Source organism: Streptomyces atratus (genome assembly GCF_040655115.1).
GTDB classification, from domain to species: domain Bacteria; phylum Actinomycetota; class Actinomycetes; order Streptomycetales; family Streptomycetaceae; genus Streptomyces; species Streptomyces atratus_D.
On the sequence record NZ_JBFAJH010000003.1, the window covers coordinates 338,375 to 358,926 of the forward strand.

Below are 20,552 nucleotides of genomic sequence, written 5' to 3' on the forward strand. Positions count from 1 at the left end.
ATGACCGACACCGACAAGCAGGTCCCGACCGTGGTCGTCGACGACGTCCACATCACGTACAAGGTAAATGGCGCCCGCACCGGAAGGGGCAGCGCCACCTCGGCCCTCAGCCGGATCGCCTCGCGGCGGCAGACCCCCGGAGTACGTGAGGTGCACGCCGTGAAGGGCGTCAGCTTCGCCGCGTACAAGGGTGAGGCGATCGGCCTGATCGGCTCCAACGGCTCCGGGAAGTCGACGCTGCTGAAGGCGATCGCGGGTCTGCTGCCGCCGTCGAAGGGCCGGGTCCACACCCAGGGCCAGCCGTCCCTGCTCGGGGTCAACGCGGCGCTGATGAGCGATCTGACCGGCGAACGGAACGTCATCCTCGGCGGGCTCGCGATGGGCATGACCCGCGAGGAGATCCGCGAGCGCTACGAGCAGATCGTCAACTTCTCCGGCATCAACGAGAAGGGCGACTTCATCACCCTCCCGATGCGGACGTACTCCTCGGGCATGGGCGCCCGGCTGCGCTTCTCCATCGCCGCCGCCAAGAGCCATGACGTGCTGCTGATCGACGAGGCTCTCTCCACGGGCGACGCCAAGTTCCAGCGGCGCAGCAAGGAGCGCATCATCGAACTGCGCAAGGAAGCGGGCACGGTCTTCCTGGTCAGCCACAGCAACAAGTCGATCATCGAGACCTGCGACCGGGCGATCTGGCTGGAGGCCGGGGTCCTGCGGATGGACGGTCCGGCGAAGGACGTCGTCGCCGCGTACGAGACGTTCATCACCGCCAAGAAGTAGCGGACCCGAACCCAAGGGGGCGCCCCGGGCCGAAAGCCCGGGGCGCCCCCTTCCGTACAACCGTCGCCGGATCAGCCGTGCGTACGCAGCAGCGTCCGCATCGTCCGCATGGCCACCGACAGGTTCGCCAGGTCGAACGCGTCCGACCCCCGGATCTCCTCCAGCGTGGAGCGCGAACGCGTCAGGATCGCCGCGTTCTTCTCCTCCCACGCCTCGAACCGCTCCGGCGGCGTCGACGTCCCGTTGCCCACACCCAGCACATCCGCCGTGAGCGCGGCATGCGCGGCGTACAGGTCCTCACGGATGGAGGCGCGGGCCATGGACTGCCAGCGGTCGTTCCGCGGCAGCTCGATGATCCGGTCCATCAGCTGGGTGATGCCCAGCCGGTCGGCGAGGTCGTAGTAGACCTCGCCGACGGCGAGGGGGTCCTTGCCGACGCGCTCGGCGATCGCCACGATGTCGAGCGCCGGGAAGGCGGAGGAGAACCCGGCGACGCGCTGCGCCAGCTCGTCCGGGACGCCTGCCTCGGTGAGCTCGTCCAGGATCGACTGGTACCACTCCTGGTCGGCGCCCTTCAGCATCTTGGGCAGCTCGGCCCAGACCTGGTCGACGCCGTCCTTGAAGAAGCCGATCGTCCCGGCGATCTCCAGCGGCTGCGGCCGGTTGCCGAGCAGCCAGCGCGAGCCGCGCTCGACGAGTCGGCGCGAGTGCAGCCGGATCCGCGTCTGCACATCGGCGGCGACCTTGTTGTCGAGCGCCTCGACGGCGTCCCACACCTGGCCCAGGCCGAAGATCTCGCGGGCTGCGGCCTGCGCCCGCACGATCTCCTCGATCGATGCGCCGGTCTCTTCCCGCAGCCGGTGCAGGAAGGTCGAACCACCGGTGTTCACCGTGTCGTTGACCAGCACCGTGGTGATGATCTCGCGACGCAGCGCGTGCCCGTCGACCGCCTCGGGGAACTGTGCGCGCAGCTGGTCCGGGAAGTAGGCGTACAGCAGCTTCTGCAGGTACGGGTCGTCCGGCAGGCTGGTCCGGATCAGCTCGTCGGATGTGGTGATCTTCGTGTAGGCCAGCAGAACGGCGAGCTCGGGCTGGGTGAGGCCCTTGCCGCTGTTCAGCAGCTCCCGGATCTGCCGGTCGGCAGGCAGGAACTCCAGCGCGCGGTCCAGGTGCCCGTCGCGGCCCAGGCGGCGCATGAAGCGCTGCTGGGCGTGGAGCAGGGAGGCGGACTGGGCGACGGAGTTGGCGAGCGCGGTGTTCTGCGCGTAGTTGTTGCGCAGCACCAGGCGGCCGATCTCGTCGGTCATGTCCGCGAGCAGCTTGTTGCGCTGCTTGACGGTCATGTCGCCGTCCCGGACCAGTCCGTTGAGCAGGATCTTGATGTTCACCTCGTGGTCGGAGGTGTCCACACCGGCGCTGTTGTCGATCGCATCGGTGTTGATCCGGCCGCCGCCCCGGGCGAACTCGATCCGGCCGAGCTGGGTCGCGCCGAGGTTGCCGCCCTCGCCGACGACCTTGGCCCGCAGGTCCGCGCCGTTGACGCGGACCGCGTCGTTGGCCTTGTCGCCGACGTCCGCGTTCGACTCGGCCGACGACTTGATGTACGTACCGATGCCGCCGTTCCACACCAGATCGACGGGGGCCTTGAGGATGGTCTGCATCAGGTCGGCGGGCGTCATCTTGGTGACCCCCGGCTCGATGCCGAGCGCCTCGCGGACGTGCGCGTTGACCGGGATCGACTTCGCGGTACGGGGGTGGATGCCGCCGCCCGCGGAGAGCAGGTCCTTGTCGTAGTCGGCCCAGGAGCTGCGCGGCAGGTCGAAGAGGCGGCGCCGCTCGGCGTACGAGGTGGCGGCGTCCGGGGTCGGGTCGAGGAAGATGTGCCGGTGGTCGAACGCGGCGACGAGCCGGATGTGCTCGGAGAGCAGCATGCCGTTGCCGAACACGTCACCGGACATGTCGCCGACGCCGACGACCGTGAAGTCCTCGGTCTGGGTGTCGTGGCCGAGCTCGCGGAAGTGCCGCTTCACGGACTCCCAGGCGCCGCGGGCGGTGATGCCCATGCCCTTGTGGTCGTAACCGGCGGAGCCACCGGAGGCGAACGCGTCGCCGAGCCAGAAGCCGTACCCGACGGCGACCTCGTTGGCGATGTCGGAGAAGCTCGCGGTTCCCTTGTCGGCGGCGACGACGAGGTACGTGTCGTCCTCGTCGTGCCGTACGACGTCGACGGGCGGCACGACCTCGCCGGCCACCAGGTTGTCGGTGATGTCGAGCAGCGCCGAGATGAACGTCCGGTACGAGGCGATGCCCTCGGCCATCCAGGCGTCACGGTCGACGGCCGGGTCCGGCAGTTGCTTGGCGACGAAGCCGCCCTTGGCGCCGACCGGCACGATGACGGTGTTCTTCACCATCTGCGCCTTGACCAGGCCGAGGATCTCCGTACGGAAGTCCTCCCGCCGGTCCGACCAGCGCAGACCACCGCGGGCGACCTTGCCGAAGCGCAGGTGGACGCCCTCGACGCGCGGCGAGTACACCCAGATCTCGAACGCCGGGCGGGGCGCCGGAAGGTCCGGGATGGCCTGCGGGTCGAACTTCATCGAGACGTACGCGTGCGGCTTGCCGTCGTCCGACATCTGGAAGAAGTTCGTGCGCAGGGTCGCCTTGATGACCGTGAGGAAGGACCGCAGGATCCGGTCCTCGTCGAGCGAGGCGACCTGGTCCAGCGCCCCGTCGAGCTCTTCGAGGAGACCGTCGGTCAGCTCCGTGCCGGCGCTCTGCCGACCGGGCGACATCCGGGCCTCGAAGAGGGAGATCAGCAGCCGGGTGGTGTGGACGTTGTTATGGAGGGTGTCCTCCATGTAGTCCTGGCTGAAGGTCGAACCGGCCTGCCGCAGGTACTTCGCGTAGGCGCGGAGCACCACCGCCTGCCGCCAGTTCAGCCCGGCGCCGAGCACCAGGGAGTTGAAGCCGTCGTTCTCGGCCCGCCCGGTCCACACCGCGGCGAACGCGTCCTGGAATCGGTCGCGGGCGTCGTCGGCGAGGTAGGTGCCGGTGCCGTTGACCTGCGGCATCCGCAACCCGAAGTCGTAGATCCAGGCGTGCGTACGGTCCGCGCAGCGCAGCTCGTACGGACGCTCGTCGACGACCTCGACCCCGAGCCGCTGGAGCGCCGGGAGAACGGCGGAGAGGGAGACCTGCTCACCCGTCCGGTAGATCTTGAACCGGCGCTCACCGGGGCCGGCGCCGACCGGCTCGTACAGGCTGAGCGCGAAGTCCTTCTCGTCCTTCTTCAGCGCTTCGAGGTGGACCAGGTCGGCGACGGCGGCGCGCGGCGTGTGGTCGGCCTTGTAGCCCTCGGGGAACGAGTGACCGTAGTGGCGCAGCAGCTCGGCGGCGCGCTCCTCACCGCACTCGGCGGTCAGCGCCTCCTGGAAGCCGTCGGCCCAGGAGCGGGCGGCCTCGACAAGACGCGCCTCGATGCGGTCGGCCTCGGCGCCGGTCAGGTCGGGCAGCTCGGTGCCGGGCGCGACACGGACGACGAAGTGCAGCCGGGAGAGGATCGACTCGGTGTTCCAGGCGGTGAAGTCGACACTGGTGCCGGCGAGCTCCTCCTTCAGGATGTCGATCAGCCGGAGCCGCACACCGGTGGTGTAGCGGTCGCGCGGCAGGTAGACGATCGCGGAGTAGTAGCGCCCGTACTCGTCCTGGCGGAGATAGAGGCGCAGCCGGCGCCGCTCCTGGAGGTACAGCACGGACGTGACGATGGAGCGCAGCTGGTCGACGCGCGTCTGGAAGAGCTCGTCGCGCGGGTACGTCTCCAGGATCTGCATCAGATCGCGTCCGTCGTGGCTGTTGGGCGAGAAGCCCGCGCCCTCCAGGACCTCGGCGACCTTGCGGCGGATGACGGGCACCCGGCGCACGGACTCGGTGTAGGCGGCGGACGAGAACAGTCCGAGGAAGCGGCGCTCACCGATGACATTGCCGTCGGCGTCGAACTTCTTCACGCCGACGTAGTCGAGGTAGCTGGGGCGGTGCACGGTCGACCGACTGTTCGCCTTGGTGAGGATCAGCAGCTTGTGCTCGCGGGCCTTGGCGCGGGCGTCGGCGGGCAGCCGGTCGAAGGACGGGCTGACCGGGTGCGCCTCGTCCTCGCTGTGGTGCGGGTCGGAACGCAGGATGCCGAGGCCGGTGCCGGGGACGGCGGCCAGCGCGTCGCTCTCCTTCAGCTCGTACTCGCGGTAGCCGAGGAAGGTGAAGTGGTCGGCGGCGAGCCAGCGCAGCAGCTCGCGGGCCTCGTTCACCTCTTCGTCGCCGAGCTCGTCGAGCGGCTCGCCGGGCAGGTCGTCGGCGATGCGCAGCGCGGCGTCGCGCATCTTCTCCCAGTCCTCGACGGTCTCCCGTACGTCGGACAGCACGCGGAGCAGATCGACGGAGATCTGCTTCAGGTCGGAGCGGTCGGTCTCGCGGTCGATCTCGACGTGGATCCAGGACTCGACGAGCGCGTCGTGCGGCAGCGCGTGCGTCCCCGTGGCCCCGTTGGCACCCTTGCGGCCCTGCGGGCCGGCAGCGATGCCGTTGCCTTCGGCGAGGACCTCGATGAGCTTGCCGGTGACATCGCGGCGGACGATGACCTGCGGGTGGATCACGACATGGATGCCGCGCCCCTGCCGGGACAGCTCATTGGTGACGGAGTCGACCAGGAACGGCATGTCGTCGGTGACGACCTCGACGACGGAGTGGCTGCACGTCCAGCCGTTCTCCTCGACGGTCGGGGTGTGCACCCGGACGTTCGCGGTGCCCTGCGGGCGGTTCTCCGCGAGCCGGTAGTGGGAGGAAGCAGCGCCGAAGACATCGACCGGGTCGCGGCCGGCGAGGTCCTCCGGAGCGGTGTGCAGGTAGTAGCGCTGGAGGTACGAGAGCAGCACGTCCGGGCTCGGACGCTCGTCCTGCCCGGCACCGGTGACGTCGGCCCCGGTGCCCGTGACGTGCACCTGGGGGGTACCGCCCGGGCCGCCGACACCACCGCCCGGACTGTTGTCAGCTACCCGGGCCGCCCGTGCGAGCAGCTCGGCCTTGGCTTCGTCCAGCTTGGTCTGCATGTCCTCTGGCTCCTGTCGCGCGCCGTTGCGTGACGTAGGTGAAAAAAACGACGTACCGCCACGACACGGGGGTTCCGGTCTGAGACGACGCTATGCCGCTATGAGAGATGCCCGGGACCATATCGGCCATTTTTGGTCGTGGGTCCGGGACGGGGGGATCAGTGATAGCCCGGGCACGGTGGCACTCCGGGCGCAGGCCGGGGGCTTCGCTGCCCCCGAGGCGTATCGCGCTGATCACGGGGTCCAGGCTATCTCGCCCGTACCGGGAACCGTCATGAGCCGTATGTGTACAAAAGAAGGCCCCGAACTTTGACACTCTGGACAGCGCGCAACGGACAGATGCACGCTTGATGCAGACGTCCGCGTGAGGGGAGACCGCACCATGGCACCGAAGGTCCTGATCGTCACCGGCGACGCCGCCGAGTCCCTGGAAGTCCTGTACCCGTACCAGCGGCTGCGCGAGGAGGGGTACGACGTCCATATCGCGGCCCCCGCCCGCAAGACGCTCCGCTTCGTCGTCCACGACTTCGAGCCCGGCTTCGACACGTACACCGAGAAGCCCGGCTACACCTGGCCGGCCGACCTGGCGTTCTCCGAGGTCGACGCCGGTGACTACGTCGCCCTGGTCATCCCCGGCGGACGTGCCCCCGAGTACCTGCGCAACGACGCCGAGCTCCGCAAGATCCTCAAGGCCTTCTTCGACTCGGACAGGCCCGTCGCCCAGATCTGCCACGGCCCTCTGCTGACGGCGGCGATCGGCGAACTGAGCGGCCGCCGCGTCACGGCGTACCCCGCACTGGAACTCGACATGCAGGCGGCGGGCGCCACCTTCGAGGACCATGAAGCAGTGGTGGACGGCACCCTGATCTCGTCCCGCGCCTGGCCGGACCACTCGGCCTGGATGCGTGAATTCCTGAAGGTCCTGCGCACGAAGGCCCCGGCGAACTGAGGTCTGGGCCGGCTGAGGCGTCGCCGGTCCGCGACGTCGTCGCAGCCCCCTCAGCGCCTCGTGGGGCCCCGCCCGCCCCCTCCGGGCACCCCTCAGCCAGTCATCTGCTCGGCAAGCTCCACAGCCTCGGCCAGGCTGTCCACCACCGGCACGCCGGCCGCCTCCAGGCTGGCCCGGCTGTGCGACCCCCCGGTATAGAGCACCGCCCCCGCGCCGACATGCGACGCGGCCAGCGCGTCGTCCACCGCGTCGCCGATGACCACCGTGCGCTCGGGCGATATCCCGCCCAGAGCGGCAAGGTGCCGTTCCATGTGCTGAGCCTTGCTGCCGCCGGACGGCCCGGTGCGGCCGTCGACCCGTGTGAAGTGCCGCTCGATCCCGTACCCCCGCACCACCGGCACCAGCTGCTCGTGGACATACATGCTCAGGAGCGACTGGCTGCGCCCGGCGAGCTGCCACTGCGCCAGCAGCTCCGTAGCCCCCGCGGTCAGCCCACAGGCGACCCGACGCTCGGTGTAGTAGCGGTGGAAGATCCCGTCCATCCGCTCCCACTCGGCCTCGGTGGGCAGCCGGCCCATCAGCCGCTCGTAGAAGCGGGGGATCGGGATGCAGTACATCTCCCGGTACTGCTCCAGCGTGAGCGGCTCCAGGCCGACCTCGGCGAACGCGGCATTCGTCGCCCCGACGACCGCGTCGTTGTCGTCGAGCAGTGTGCCGTTCCAGTCCCAGACCAGATGCGTGCGGTGCTTCCCGTGCGTCCCCATGGATAGAAAGTACCTGCCGGGTACGACAGCCGGGTCAGCCGATCAGGTTGGGAATCTCCTGCACGCCGAACCAGAGCAGCTCGTGGTCCTCGGCGCCGTCCACGGTGAACTGCGCGTCGTCGTCCCCGAGGTCCGCGGCGCCGAGCACCGCGGCGGCCGCCGCCACGCCCTTCTCCGCGTCGTCCGCGTCGACATGCACTGCGGCCGCCTTCTTCAACGCCACCGCGGACGCGATCCGCACCTCGCCGAGCGACGACGGATCGAGGCTGTGGTCGGGGTCGGCGACGGCTTCGCCGTCCGGTACGTCGACGGCGACGACCACACGTCTGCGCACGGCGCCGGGGTCCCCGGCGATCATCCGCAGCGAGGCGGACGCGGCCCGGTTGAGCGCCGCGTACTCCAGCTCCTCGATGTCGTCGGAGACGTACCACTCGCGGAGCGCGGGTGTCACCGCGTACGCGGTCAGCGGACCGGGGCCGACCTCGCCCGCCCGGTGCGCCGCTGCGAGACCGGAGAGGGTCAGGGGGACGTACACGCGCATGGCTGGCCGCTTTCGTAGTCGGAGACGCCCTCAGGATACGTGCGACGTCCCCCTTCGGGGTTACGGGTACGGCCTCCGGCCCGTCCACTCCGCGCGCACGATTCACCCCTCACGCCGCCCCCACGCACCTCGCGGCACCGCGTCCGTCACCCGGATAGGTGAACCTCAAGGACCGCGCCCGGCACCCCGACGGCGCTTGCGGCCGTGTACGTCACCGCCGTAGAAGATCCCCAGCAGAAGTTACCGCCCGGTATCCGACCGGGCCTCGGATCAACGGGGCGATGAACGATGAGCGTGAACAGGACCCGGCCCGCCGGACGTCACGACCAGCGCAGGCCCGAAGCGCTACCGGCGCAGCGTCGCCGGGCGGCGCAGCGGATGCGCCCGCACCACTGGTTCGCGGAACGCCTCCTCGCGGTTCTCAGTGGCCAGCGCCCGGTGCACTGGATGCTCGGTCACACGATCGGCGAGGCCTACGACCAACTTGCCGAACTGGCCCCGGCCACCCCGCTCAGGGCTCGCGGCGCCCGCCCGGTGGTACGCCGCTGCCACGGCGCCCAGCCCGCGCCGGGAGTGGTGGAAGCGTGCGCGAGCATCGCGGCGGGCGAAGAGGTGCGCGCCATGGCCTTCCGTCTGGAACAGGGCGCGGATCTCCGCTGGCGCTGCGCAGCGGTAGAGCTGGGCGGCACCAAGTCCGGCAGCTGAGGCGATACACCCGCCCCCGCACACGGCTGGGGCCGGACACCCCTCGGTGCCCGGCCCCAGCCGTGTGCAGAGCGAACCCACGCCCACAGGGCGCAAGCGCGGCCGCGCGCTACTTCTTGCGGCGCCGTCCCCCGCCCCCGCTCTTCTGCGCCTTGCGGCGCTCCGCCCGGGTGAGTCCGTCCGACTCCGACCCGGCCCCACCGTCACCGTTGGCGAAGTCGCCCTCGACGACACCGCCTTCCCCGTCCACCGTGGGAGCGGAGAAGTGCAGCCGGTCCGGCCGCTGCGGAGCGCCGAGCCCCTTGGCACGGATCTCCGGGCGCGCCGCAGCCGGAACCGCGGCATCCTCCTTCGCCAGCGAGGTCCGCTCGGCCGCATCCTGCACCGGGACCTCCTCGACCTGCTGCTCGACCTGGACCTCCAGGTTGAACAGGTAGCCGACGGACTCCTCCTTGATGCCCTCCATCATGGCGTTGAACATGTCGAAGCCCTCGCGCTGGTACTCGACCAGCGGGTCCTTCTGCGCCATGGCCCGCAGGCCGATGCCCTCCTGGAGGTAGTCCATCTCGTAGAGGTGCTCACGCCACTTGCGGTCCAGGACGGACAGCACGACGCGCCGCTCCAGCTCCCGCATGATGTCCGAGCCGAGCTGCTTCTCGCGCTCGTCGTACTGCTCGTGGATGTCGTCCTTGATGGACTGCTCGATGAACTCTGCGGTGATCCCGGCCCGGTCCCCGGCCGCGTCCTCGAGCTCTTCGACGGTGACCTTCACCGGGTAGAGCTGCCTGAACGCTCCCCACAGCCGGTCGAGGTCCCACTCCTCGGCGAAGCCTTCGGCGGTCTCCTGCCGGATGTAGTCGTCGATGGTGTCGTCCATGAAGTGGCGGATCTGCTCCTGCAGGTCCTCGCCCTCCAGGACGCGACGGCGCTCGCCGTAGATGACCTCGCGCTGCCGGTTGAGCACCTCGTCGTACTTCAGGACGTTCTTACGCGTCTCGAAGTTCTGCTGCTCGACCTGCGACTGCGCCGACGCGATCGCCCGGGTCACCATCTTGTTCTCGATCGGCACGTCGTCCGGCACGTTCGCCATCGACATCACGCGCTCGACCATCTGCGCCTTGAACAGTCGCATCAGGTCGTCGCCGAGCGACAGGTAGAAGCGGGACTCACCCGGGTCGCCCTGACGGCCGGAACGACCGCGCAGCTGGTTGTCGATACGCCGCGACTCGTGCCGCTCCGTACCGAGGACGTACAGCCCGCCGAGCTCCTTGACCTCTTCGAACTCCGCCCTGACGGCCTGCTCGGCCTTCTCCAGCGCGGCGGGCAGCGCGGCCGCCCACTCCTCGACGTGCTCGACGGGGTCGAGACCGCGCTGGCGCAGCTCCGCCTCGGCGAGATCGTCGGGGTTGCCGCCGAGCTTGATGTCCGTACCGCGGCCGGCCATGTTCGTGGCGACCGTGACCGCGCCCTTGCGGCCGGCCTGGGCGACGATCGTCGCCTCACGGTCGTGCTGCTTGGCGTTGAGGACCTCGTGCTGCACACCGCGCTTGGAGAGCTGCTGCGAGAGGTACTCGGACTTCTCGACCGAGGTGGTGCCGACCAGGATCGGCTGGCCCTTCTCGTGCTTCTCTGCGATGTCGTCGACGACCGCGGCGAACTTCGCGACCTCGGTCCGGTAGATCAGGTCCGACTGGTCGGCACGGACCATCGGCCGGTTCGTCGGGATCGGCACGACGCCGAGCTTGTAGATCTGGTGGAACTCGGCGGCCTCGGTCATCGCCGTACCGGTCATGCCGGACAGCTTGCCGTAGAGGCGGAAGAAGTTCTGCAGGGTGATCGTGGCGAGGGTCTGGTTCTCGTCCTTGATGTCCACCCCTTCCTTCGCCTCGATCGCCTGGTGCATGCCCTCGTTGTAGCGGCGGCCGGCGAGGATACGGCCGGTGTGCTCGTCGACGATCATGACTTCGCCGTCGATGACGACGTAGTCCTTGTCCTTCTTGAAGAGTTCCTTGGCCTTGATGGCGTTGTTGAGGTAGCCGACGAGGGGGGTGTTGACCGACTCGTAGAGGTTGTCGATGCCGAGCCAGTCCTCGACCTTCGCCACACCAGGCTCATGGATCGCGACGGTCCGCTTCTTCTCGTCGACCTCGTAGTCGCCGGTCTCCTCGATGCCCTTGAGCGGGTTGCCCGCCTCGCCCTTCTTGAGGCGCGTGACCAGCTTGGCGAAGTCGCCGTACCACTTGGTCGCCTGATCGGCCGGGCCGGAGATGATCAGCGGCGTACGGGCCTCGTCGACGAGGATCGAGTCGACCTCGTCGACCACCGCGAAGTTGTGGCCGCGCTGGACGAGCTCGTCCGCGGACCATGCCATGTTGTCGCGGAGGTAGTCGAAGCCGAACTCGTTGTTCGTGCCGTACGTGATGTCGCAGGCGTACTGCTCACGACGCTGGGCCGGCGTCATGTTCGCGAGGATGCAGCCGACGGACAGGCCCAGGAACTTGTGGACCCGGCCCATCATCTCGGAGTCGCGCTCGGCCAGATAGTCATTGACTGTGATCAGGTGCACGCCCTTGCCGGAGAGCGCGTTGAGATACGCGGGCAGGGTGCCGACGAGGGTCTTGCCCTCACCGGTCTTCATCTCGGCCACATAGCCGAGGTGCAGCGCCGCGCCACCCATCATCTGGACGTCGTAGTGGCGCTGTCCGAGGACTCGCTTGGCGGCCTCACGGACCGTCGCGAATGCCTCGGGGAGCAGGTCGTCCAGGCTCTCGCCGTCCGCGTACCGTTCCTTGTACTCGTCGGTGAGCGCCCGCAGCTCGGCGTCGGAGAGGTTGACAAAGTCCTCTTCGATGGAGCTGACCTGGTCCGCGATGCGGTGCAGTTTGCGCAGGATCTTGCCTTCGCCTGCACGCATGAGCTTGTTGAAGACGGACACTGAGGCTGGTCTCCTTGCCGGTCGGGCCTGGCACTGGGTCGTGTGATGGACGCTGGCACGGGCACGGCAGGTGGGCCCCACCGCAACGGCCATCGTAAGCGAGGACCCCGCCGCGCCGGGAGGGCTGCCGCCGCGTTGAGCCCGCTGTGCCCTTTCGAGTCAACGGATGGAGGACTCGGAAGGTGCCGGGAAGCCCGAAATCCGGTCGCTTTGCGGTCGGCGCCTCACCAGAATCCGTACATGGAGCCGATCACTCTCACCACCGAACGTCTTCTGCTGCGCCCCTTCGCCCGGAGCGACGCGGACGAGGTGTACGCCGCCTGTCAGGACCCGGACATCCAGCGCTGGACGGTCGTCCCCTCCCCGTACAGCCGGGCCGATGCCGAACTCTTCACGGAGAAACTGTCCCCCGGCGGCTGGCAGGACGACTCCATGTACAACTTCGCGGTGGTCCGGCGCGACAGCGGGGCGCTGACCGGTGCACTCGGCATCAATCGGCGCACTCTGCCGGGCACGTACGAGGTGGGGTTCTGGACGGCGAAGGAGCACCGCGGTCTCGGCCATACGACGGAGGCGGTACGGGCCGCCGCCCACTGGACGTTCACCGCGCTCGGCGGGGACCGGCTGGAGTGGCGGGCCGAGGTCGGCAATGTGCCCTCGCGGGCCGTGGCGCGGCGGGCAGGCTTCCATCTGGAGGGCGATCAGCGCTCGGGGCTGCTGAACAAGGGCGTGCGGCGGGACACCTGGGTCGGCGCGTTGCTCCCGTCCGACCTGGGCCTGCCGGGCACCCACCCGTATCTGCCGAGGAAACCTCCCATCGGCACCCCCTCCGGTCGCACGGACCTGTCCACCGCTCCGTGAACGAATGTCAGTGCGGCCCTCTAGGGTTCGGTCCATGACGTCTGTGCCGCCTCCCGCTGCCGAACTCTCCGCCGACCAGGCACGCAGGATCGCCCTGCGCGCCCAGGGTTTCCTCGGGGCACCGGACCGGCGCGCGGGGGTGCCGGGCGTGCTGCGGCACCTCGGCGCCGTACAGCTCGACACGATCTCGGTGCTGGCCCGATCCCACGAGCTGATTCCGTACGCACGGCTCGGCGCCGTCGGCCGTCGCACGATCGAGGACGCGTACTGGTCGGGTGGCCGCACCTTCGAGTACTGGTCGCATGCGGCGTGCCTCCTGCCGGTCGAGGAGTGGCCGCACTTCGCGTTCCGCCGCCGCTCCTACCGCGCACGCCCGCAGTGGAACCACGACCTGCCGGAGGGGGCGTACGACACGGTGATCAAGCAGTTGAGCGCCGAGGGGCCGCTGACGGCGACGGAGCTGGGCGGGGCGAAGAACGGCGGGGAGTGGTGGGACTGGTCGGCGTCGAAGGTCGCCGTCGAGCGGGCCCTGATGTACGGCGAAGTGGTGTGCACCGAGCGGCGCGGCTGGAAGCGGGTGTACGACCTTGCCGAGCGTGCTCTGCCCGATGCCGTACTGCACGACGATCTGGACGACACGGAATGTCTGCGCCGGCTGGTCGCACTCGCCGGGCAGTCCCTGGGGGTCGGTACCCGTGCGGACATCGCGGACTACCACCGGCTGAAGGCCGAACAGTTCGACGCGGTGGTGGCGGACTCCGGGCTGCTGCCGGTGACGGTGGAAGGCTGGGCGAAGCCCGCCTGGGCCGACCCGGCGGCGCTGGCTGCGGAGCCGCGCGGACGGCACCGTACGACGCTGCTGTCACCGTTCGACTCACTGATCTGGGAGCGGGCGCGGACGGAGCGAATCTTCGGTTTCACCCACCGCCTGGAGGCATATGTCCCCAAGCCCAAGCGGATCCACGGCTATTTCGCGATGCCGCTGCTGGCGGGCGGAAAGCTCCAGGGCCGGGTCGATCCGGCGCGCGAGGGCACGACCCTGGTCGCCCGGCAGGTGTCCCTGGCAGGCAGGAAGGCCGTGGCGCCGATGGCCGAGGCGCTCGTGGAGGCGGCGTCCTGGGTCGGCTGCACGGCGGTCCGGGTGGAACGGGTGGACGGACCGGAGCTGCGCGAGCCGCTCAGCCAGGAAATCGCGCGCGCCCTCGGCTGACCCAGCTGTACCGGCGTACCCGATTCACCTGATCTCCAGGATCTTCTCCCGCATGGCATAGACCACTGCTTCCATCCTGGAGTGCAGCTGCAGCTTCTCCAGAATATTGCGGACGTGGTTCTTCACGGTGTTCTCGGAGATGAACAGTTCCTTCGCGATATCGCGATTATTCATGCCCGTGGCAACCAGTTTGAGGACTTCGAGCTCACGGTCGGTGAGCCGTGGCGCCGGTACCAACCTGCGCTCGTCGGTCCGCTGGATCATCGACTTGAACTCGGTGAGCAGCTTGGACGCCATGGACGGGCTGATCTGGGACTGTCCGTCGGCGACCGCGCGGATCGCCGTGGCCACCTCGTCCGTGGAGATCTCCTTGAGGAGATAGCCGGTGGCGCCCGCCTTGATCGCGTCGTAGAGGTCGGCCTCCTCGTCACTGATCGTCAACATGATGATCTTCGCGCTGGGGGCCACTTCCTTGATGGAGGTGCAGGCCTCGATGCCGCCGCGCTTGGGCATCCGTACGTCCATCAGCACGATGTCGGGCAGCAGGTCGGCCGCCTTGTCGACGGCCTCCGCCCCGTCACCCGCCTCGCCGACGACCTGGATGTCCTCCTCCTGGGCGAGGACGATCTCCAGGCCTCTGCGGAAGAGCGCATGGTCGTCCACGACCAGGACGCGGATCGGCTCCTTACGGGAACTCTCCGCGTCCGCGCCGGTATCGGCACAGGCAGCGTCGTCGGCATCATTCGCATCGCGCACGGGCCCGAAGGTGTCCGCCATCGTTCCTCCCCCAGAAGGCCACGGCCTGAAGTTCACAAACTGTCCGCCAACGGCAGTTCACAGAGCACCTATTGGCTTGGGACGTCATGATTCCATGCCTGGACGTCAGAGCGGTGGTCGTGTGGTCCCACGCGGGTGCCCCTGGTGGCGTGATTACGCCCCCAGGGGCACCCACCGATACGGGGCGTCAGCCGCCGAGCGCACCGCCCGCGCCGCCCGCCTCGTCAGCGGCCAACGGGTCGGTCCTCAGATGAATGACACCGTAGTCGTAGGCGTGCCGCCGGTAGACGACACTGGGTTCCTTCGTCTCGGCATCGACGAACAGATAGAAGTCGTGCCCGACCAGTTCCATCTCGTAGAGGGCCTGATCGAGCAACATCGGCGCCGCGACGTGCGTCTTCTCGCGCATCACCAGCGGCCCTTCGCCCTGCACCTCGAGCGAGCCGATCCTGGTGGTGGGTACGGACTGTGCCTCGCCGCCGGCGAGGTCACCCTCACTGTTGAACGACGCCGCACCCGGCACGGTCTCGGCGACTTCGGCAGCGGGAATCCGGCCGTTGCCCCGGCGGCTGTAGCGCTTGTCGTGCTGCTTGCGCAGCCGCGCCTCCAGCTTGCCGGTGGCCAGGTCCAGCGCTGCGTAGGGGTCGGCTGCGGCCGCTTCCGCACGGATGACCGGTCCCCGCGAGCGAAGCGTGATCTCCACCCGGTCGGAACGGTCGGCCTGACGGGGGTTTGGCTCCTTGGACACCTCGACGTCGAGGCTGATCACCTTGCCGTCGAACTTCTGGATCTTGTCCAGCTTCAGCTTCTCGGCCACGTGCTTGCGGAACCGCTCGGGCACCTCGGTCTTGCGGCCCTTGACGACGATGTCCACGCAGAACTCCGTTCCCGGATCGCTCCGCTCGGCGGCGGAGCATCTCCCTTTTGCACCAGGCCCCGGTGATCGCCGGAGCCGCGGACTCGGTGGCTTCGACCTCCTCCTCCCCCATCCGGGAGGCCTCCACCCCACCGACTTTTCAGCTTCTGGACTACCGGTGAGTTACCTGCCCGAAACGTGGTGGTGCATTCGTCGAGGTCCGGCATTCACCATTCCTCACAACCGAACATAGCCTGCTCGGCCGGATCTCGGCACCCGCTACTCGCACGTACCTCCGTTCAGGGCTCTTTACCCACTCACTACCTGCAACGATGAAAGTTCATGGGCAGTTCCGGTTTATTTCGAAGGCGGACGGAGATGCCGCAACAACGGCCGCCTGCCGCATGCGAGGACCCCTGTCTTCGCGCAGGTCCGCCGCGTCGATCGCGCGTGCTGCCTCGGCCAGCGAGGCCCCGGTCGTCAGAAGGTCGTCCACCAGCACCACCCGTTCGGTCGCAAGCAGCCGCTCACCACCGGCCACCACCTCCAGCGCACCCGCCAGATTCTCCTGACGCTGCCGCGCACCGAGTCCCGACTGATCGGCCACCGGGCGCCGTTGCCGCAGAACGGAGGCCACCTGTGCCGGCACGCCACCACGCCGCAGCTCCCCCGCGGCCGACAGCGCGATCCTGCGCGCCGGATCGTGCCCGCGCGCCGCCACCGCCCGCCGCGCCGACGGTACGGGCACGAGCAGCACCGGTCCCGACCGACCTCCCACCTGCCCCGTCCCGGCCCTTACAGCACCCGCCAGCGCCCTGCCGAGCTCCCGCGACAGTCCCAGTACGCCACGCTCCTTGTGAGCCAGGAGCGTCGCCCGCACCGCGTTCTCGTACGCCGCGGCGGCATGCACCACCGGCAGCCCGGCCGGCTCCGGCGCGGGTCTCACCCGTCGCGGCACCGCTCCATGAAGCGCCGCCCGGCATTCCTCGCACAGCTCCGTCCGCGGTCTGCCGCAGCCACTGCAGGCCACCGGCAGGACCAGCCCAACAATCTCCCGCCACCACCCCCGCATGACTCCACTGTGCGCCCGTGGCACGAACCCGGCCACCCCTGTGGAAAACGCAGCCGCGACGAACGGGTCAGCGCACCCGTCACCACGCGATCACCCGGCACCGCTGGTCCGGGGAGCCCCCGGACCAGCGCTCAGCCCGGGTAGACCAGCGACGAGCCCTCCTTGAGCACCGTCTGCCAGTTGTCCCCCGGCGACAGCATGACGACCCCGTCGTCCTCGGTGTCCGCCATCAGCGGCAGCTGCTCGTCGTCCGCCGCGGCGACCGACGACACCTGATTCGCTCCGGGCAGCACACCCGACGCCGGAGCCGAACCGTCCGCCTGGACATAGCGCACCTGCTGTACGCCGCCCTGTTCCTTGCCAACCACCACCAGGCGGCTCCGGCCCGACCAGGACATCGCGGTCACATCGGCCAGCTGCGGCGCGGCCTGCCGCAACGCCACGACGGAGACGTCCTGCTTGGTGTCCGGATCCCGGCGCTCGATCCGGCCGATCTTCAACGTGGTGTGGCCGCCCTCGGTCAGCAGCAGCGCGATCCGGACACCGTCCGCCGACAGCCGCAGCGCCTCGATCCGTGCGCCGCCCAGGCCCGGCACCGCGACGTCCAGTGGCTTGCCGGTACCGCCGGCCAGCCGCAGCAGCCGGGGATCGTCCGGATTCCGGTCGGCCACCCAGAGATCGCCCCGACCGTCCCAACTCGGCGCCGACAACCGGTCCTCCGGCTTCTTCGCCTTGCTGATCACGGTGGGCGCGGGGAGCTGGCCCTGCGCGTCGACGGAGGAGACGGAGGAGACGTACAGAACCGCACTGTTCTGCGAGACCGCCGCCGCCAGCTGTTCGTCCCGGGCCACGCCGACCGTGCTCATCTGCACCGGTCCGTTCCCGAGCGGGCCGGCCACCGGCTCCGGATCACCGCTGCCCCTGGTGCTCCCGGGGATGCGCTGGACATGTCCCTTGTCATCGACGAAGTACTGGCTGTCGGGGCCGCCCGAGGAACTGTCCGGAGCGAACTCCTCCGCCTGGTCCGCGCCCAGGACACAGAGCGTCGAACCGTCGGACCGCTGCAGCTCGACCTGCTCAACCCGTGCGGACGTCAGATCGCGCACGGTGTACAGCACCTGAGAGGCCATCATGCGGCAGGAGCGCTGCCCGGCGCCGTCCGCCTTCTTGGTGAGCGGAACCTTCAGTACGTTGCGGTCGTCGGGCGCCAGGGCCGTGACGCCCTTGCGCAGGACCGTACCGGTGGGGAAGCGGGAGTCGACTACCGGCCGCAACCAGTTGGTCGGTCCCTCGACGAGACTGCGGACCGTCTGCGTCACGGTGTCCATCCCCGTGATCGGGTCCGTCCGGTTGCGCACGTAGACGGGGTCGGCGACCAGCATCGACCGACCTGCCGACGGTCCGCTGGCGAAGTAGTACTTGTTGACGGAGCGGTAGAGCCGCTTGAAGTCGGACTGACCGAGCAGCAGGCCGTCCGGCACGAAGTCGATGCGCCACTCCTTGCTGCCGTTCTGCCGCACCAGGTGCAGGGTCCGGTTGAAGTCCGTGGGCGCGACGGGCCTGTATGCGCTCTGCGCGTCGACCGTCGCCACCTTCTCACCGGTCAGCGTGTAGGTGAGTTCCGTGCTGCTGCGGTCGCCGTCGCGGACCGGGCGATCGCTCCGGTTCGGCGCCTTGGAGAGCACTGTGGTGAACGCGCTCGGCTTCCAGGTGCGCGAAGCCTCCTTCGTCAGGTACTTCCGGGTCGTCCGGAAGCCGGGGTCATCACTGGTCATGGACTCCAGGAAGCCGTCGACCACCTCGTCCGGAGTGGCGTTGTCGCGGGGCGCCACCGCGTACACCTGCACCTGGGAGTCACCGGGCTGCGAGGCATCGACCGCCTTGATGTCCCCGGTGACGGGCATCGAGCCGCACGCGGAGAGAAGCACGACGCCGCATCCCAGCAGAGCGACCAGCCCCACCGTACGTCCACGGCCGCCCTCACGACGGTCAGCGCCCACGAGTTGTGTCCTCCCGCTCCGGGTCCTGCGCGGCAACGTCGATGGTGTCGCCCGGCCGGTCCTCGGCGGGGCGGGCGATCACACGGGCGCCGTTGCCCGGCAGTGCGGCCGGATGCACCGACGACGGTGCCGTCCGAGGAGCCACGGGGACGGGCAGCGGCGAACGGTCCGGGCTGCCCGGCTGGGTCGGCACCGCCGTGAGGCGGTGCTCGCTCCCGGTCGTGCCGACGTCCGTGGGCCGCTCCCGGTTCTCGCGGTTGCGTCGCGAGTCCTCGGGCTCCAGCGGTATCGGCGAGCCGCGCAGCGGCTCGTCCGCCGTACGCGGCAGCGTCAGCCGGAACTGCGAACCGCCGCCCGGCTCGCCCCACGCCTGCAGCCAGCCGCCGTGCAGCCGGGCGTCCTCGACAGCGATCGACAGTCCGAGACCGGTGCCGCCGGTCGTCCGTGCCCGCGCCGGGTCTGCGCGCCAGAACCGGTTGAAGACCCGGGTCGCCTCGCCGGGCTTGAGTCCTACGCCGTAATCCCGGACGGCGACGGCGACCGCGCCTCCGGCCACCCCCATCCGCACCACGACGTCCCGGCCCTCACCGTGCTCGACGGCGTTGACGACAAGGTTGCGCAGCACGCGCTCGACCCGCCGCGCGTCGGCCTCCGCGATCACCGGCTGCTCGTCGCCGACCACCCGGATCCGGGTGCCCTTGCGCTCGGCGAGCGGCTCGGCGCCGCCGATCACCCGCCGTACGACCTGTCGCAGGTCGATCGGTTCTGCCTCCAGCGCCGCGGCGCCCGCGTCGAACCGGCTGATCTCCAGCAGATCGGAGAGCAGCGACTCGAACCTGTCGAGCTGATCGCCGAGCAGTTCCGCGGAGCGCGCGGTCACGGGATCGAAGTCGACGCGTGCCTCATGGATGACATCGGCGGCCATCCGTACGGTCGTGAGCGGCGTCCGCAGCTCGTGCGAGACGTCCGAGACGAAGCGGCGCTGCATTCGGGAAAGGTCCTCCAGCTGCTGAATCTTCAGCTGCAGGTTCTGAGCCATCTTGTTGAAGGCCTCACCGAGCCGGGCGATGTCGTCCTCGCCGGTGACCTTCATGCGCTCCTGGAGCCTGCCGGCGGAGAGCCGCTCGGCAATCCCCGCAGCCATCCGTACGGGCGTGACGACCTGCCGCACCACGAACCAGGCGATGGCCCCGAGCAGCACGACCACGAACAGTCCTGCGGTGGCCAGCGTGCCCTTGACCAGGGTCAGGGACTTCTCCTCCTGCGTCAGCGGGAAGAGGTAGTAGAGCTGGTACGGATTGTGGTCGATGTCGTACAGACGCTTACCGACAACGAGCCCGGGCTGCGACTCCTGTCCGTTCGCGTACCGAATCAGGGAGTACGTCTGGAACGCACCCGGCCCCTTGTCCACCGCCTCCCGCAGACTCTGCGGAATGCTGGCCGCTTCGACACTGCCCGAGCCGCGCGGCGCACGGGTGCCCTCGTCGGCGCTGAGCGCCACCACGTTGAAGGCGTTCTTGCCGCCACTGGCGAGCTGGTCGACGAGCTCCGTCCGCCACGAATTGTTGGCGGTCGTGCCGTCCCTGGCGTCGCCGCCCTGCCCACCAGGGGTGAGCGGAGCATTCGCCTTGTCCTGGGCCGCCGCGAAGCCACCGGCGGCCTGCGTCTGGGCAGCCTTGCCCTTCGCGTCGAGCAGGCCGTTGCGGACCTGCCCGATCACGACCAGGCCGAGCAGCAGCACGACACCGAGCGACATGAGCAGCGTGCCCGCGACGACCCGCAGCTGCAGGTTGCGCCGCCACAGCCGGACGGCGGGCAGCAGCGGGCGCCGAACCCAGCGCATCAGCAGTCGCGGCACAGGACCGCCGGGCGCCCGGTCGTGGAACAACCGGCCGCCCTGCAGAAGACGTCCGAACGCGGAGGTCGTGTGTCCGGAACCGGTAGCCCGCCCCGTACGGACTCCCGGCTCCCCGGGCTTCGGGGCAGCGCTACCCAGGGACATG

General features: G+C 69.4%; 14 protein-coding genes. 5 read left to right on the top strand and 9 right to left on the bottom strand.

Going from position 1 to position 20,552, the window contains the following annotated elements; all coding sequences use genetic code 11:
- The gene (locus AB0I23_RS06675; RefSeq protein WP_359107506.1) at positions 1 to 780 is read left to right on the top strand and encodes an ABC transporter ATP-binding protein; all 780 of its coding nucleotides are present in this window, start codon (positions 1 to 3) and stop codon (positions 778 to 780) included.
- Positions 781 to 851: 71 nt separating this feature from the next.
- Here the strand turns inward: AB0I23_RS06675 and AB0I23_RS06680 are convergent, their stop codons facing one another.
- Positions 852 to 5,879, bottom strand: coding sequence for an NAD-glutamate dehydrogenase (locus AB0I23_RS06680; RefSeq protein ID WP_359107444.1), 5,028 nt, complete (start codon positions 5,877 to 5,879; stop codon positions 852 to 854).
- A 382-nt stretch (positions 5,880 to 6,261) separates the two neighbouring features.
- Between AB0I23_RS06680 and AB0I23_RS06685 the strand changes: the two genes are divergently transcribed.
- Positions 6,262 to 6,828, top strand: coding sequence for a DJ-1/PfpI family protein (locus AB0I23_RS06685; protein ID WP_359107446.1), 567 nt, complete (start codon positions 6,262 to 6,264; stop codon positions 6,826 to 6,828).
- A 92-nt stretch (positions 6,829 to 6,920) separates the two neighbouring features.
- Here the strand turns inward: AB0I23_RS06685 and AB0I23_RS06690 are convergent, their stop codons facing one another.
- Together AB0I23_RS06690 and AB0I23_RS06695 are read right to left on the bottom strand one after the other, a co-directional pair.
- Positions 6,921 to 7,592, bottom strand: a complete 672-nt coding sequence (locus AB0I23_RS06690; protein ID WP_359107448.1) for an HAD family hydrolase — start codon at positions 7,590 to 7,592, stop codon at positions 6,921 to 6,923.
- 34 nt (positions 7,593 to 7,626) lie between these two features.
- Positions 7,627 to 8,133, bottom strand: coding sequence for a DUF6912 family protein (locus AB0I23_RS06695; RefSeq protein WP_359107450.1), 507 nt, complete (start codon positions 8,131 to 8,133; stop codon positions 7,627 to 7,629).
- Positions 8,134 to 8,421: 288 nt separating this feature from the next.
- Here AB0I23_RS06695 and AB0I23_RS06700 point away from each other — a divergent pair, with 288 nt between their 5' ends.
- Positions 8,422 to 8,838, top strand: a complete 417-nt coding sequence (locus AB0I23_RS06700; RefSeq protein ID WP_359107452.1) for an Rv3235 family protein — start codon at positions 8,422 to 8,424, stop codon at positions 8,836 to 8,838.
- 109 nt (positions 8,839 to 8,947) lie between these two features.
- Here AB0I23_RS06700 and secA read toward each other — a convergent pair whose 3' ends face one another.
- Positions 8,948 to 11,773 carry a preprotein translocase subunit SecA gene (secA, locus tag AB0I23_RS06705; RefSeq protein WP_359107454.1) on the bottom strand — a complete coding sequence of 942 codons (2,826 nt, stop codon included), beginning with the start codon at positions 11,771 to 11,773 and terminating at the stop codon, positions 8,948 to 8,950.
- 240 nt (positions 11,774 to 12,013) lie between these two features.
- Here secA and AB0I23_RS06710 point away from each other — a divergent pair, with 240 nt between their 5' ends.
- Positions 12,014 to 12,634, top strand: coding sequence for a GNAT family N-acetyltransferase (locus tag AB0I23_RS06710; RefSeq protein ID WP_359107456.1), 621 nt, complete (start codon positions 12,014 to 12,016; stop codon positions 12,632 to 12,634).
- Positions 12,635 to 12,668: 34 nt separating this feature from the next.
- A complete protein-coding gene (locus AB0I23_RS06715; RefSeq protein ID WP_359107457.1) occupies positions 12,669 to 13,844 on the top strand; it encodes a winged helix-turn-helix domain-containing protein in 1,176 nt (391 codons plus the stop codon).
- 24 nt (positions 13,845 to 13,868) lie between these two features.
- On the opposite strand, the gene AB0I23_RS06720 is transcribed toward AB0I23_RS06715, so the two are convergent.
- The 5 genes from AB0I23_RS06720 to mtrB all read right to left on the bottom strand — a co-directional run bounded on the left by AB0I23_RS06720 (position 13,869) and on the right by mtrB (position 20,551).
- The gene (locus tag AB0I23_RS06720) at positions 13,869 to 14,621 is read right to left on the bottom strand and encodes a response regulator (protein WP_266985005.1); all 753 of its coding nucleotides are present in this window, start codon (positions 14,619 to 14,621) and stop codon (positions 13,869 to 13,871) included.
- 187 nt (positions 14,622 to 14,808) lie between these two features.
- Positions 14,809 to 15,495, bottom strand: coding sequence for a ribosome hibernation-promoting factor, HPF/YfiA family (gene hpf / locus AB0I23_RS06725; RefSeq protein ID WP_037699191.1), 687 nt, complete (start codon positions 15,493 to 15,495; stop codon positions 14,809 to 14,811).
- A 322-nt stretch (positions 15,496 to 15,817) separates the two neighbouring features.
- Positions 15,818 to 16,549, bottom strand: coding sequence for a ComF family protein (locus tag AB0I23_RS06730; RefSeq protein WP_359107460.1), 732 nt, complete (start codon positions 16,547 to 16,549; stop codon positions 15,818 to 15,820).
- Positions 16,550 to 16,680: 131 nt separating this feature from the next.
- Entirely contained in the window at positions 16,681 to 18,549 is a 1,869-nt protein-coding gene (locus AB0I23_RS06735) for an LpqB family beta-propeller domain-containing protein (protein ID WP_359107462.1), read from the bottom strand.
- Positions 18,539 to 20,551 carry an MtrAB system histidine kinase MtrB gene (gene mtrB, locus AB0I23_RS06740; protein WP_359107464.1) on the bottom strand — a complete coding sequence of 671 codons (2,013 nt, stop codon included), beginning with the start codon at positions 20,549 to 20,551 and terminating at the stop codon, positions 18,539 to 18,541. Before mtrB ends, AB0I23_RS06735 begins: the two co-directional genes overlap by 11 nt.
- Position 20,552 lies beyond the last annotated feature (1 nt).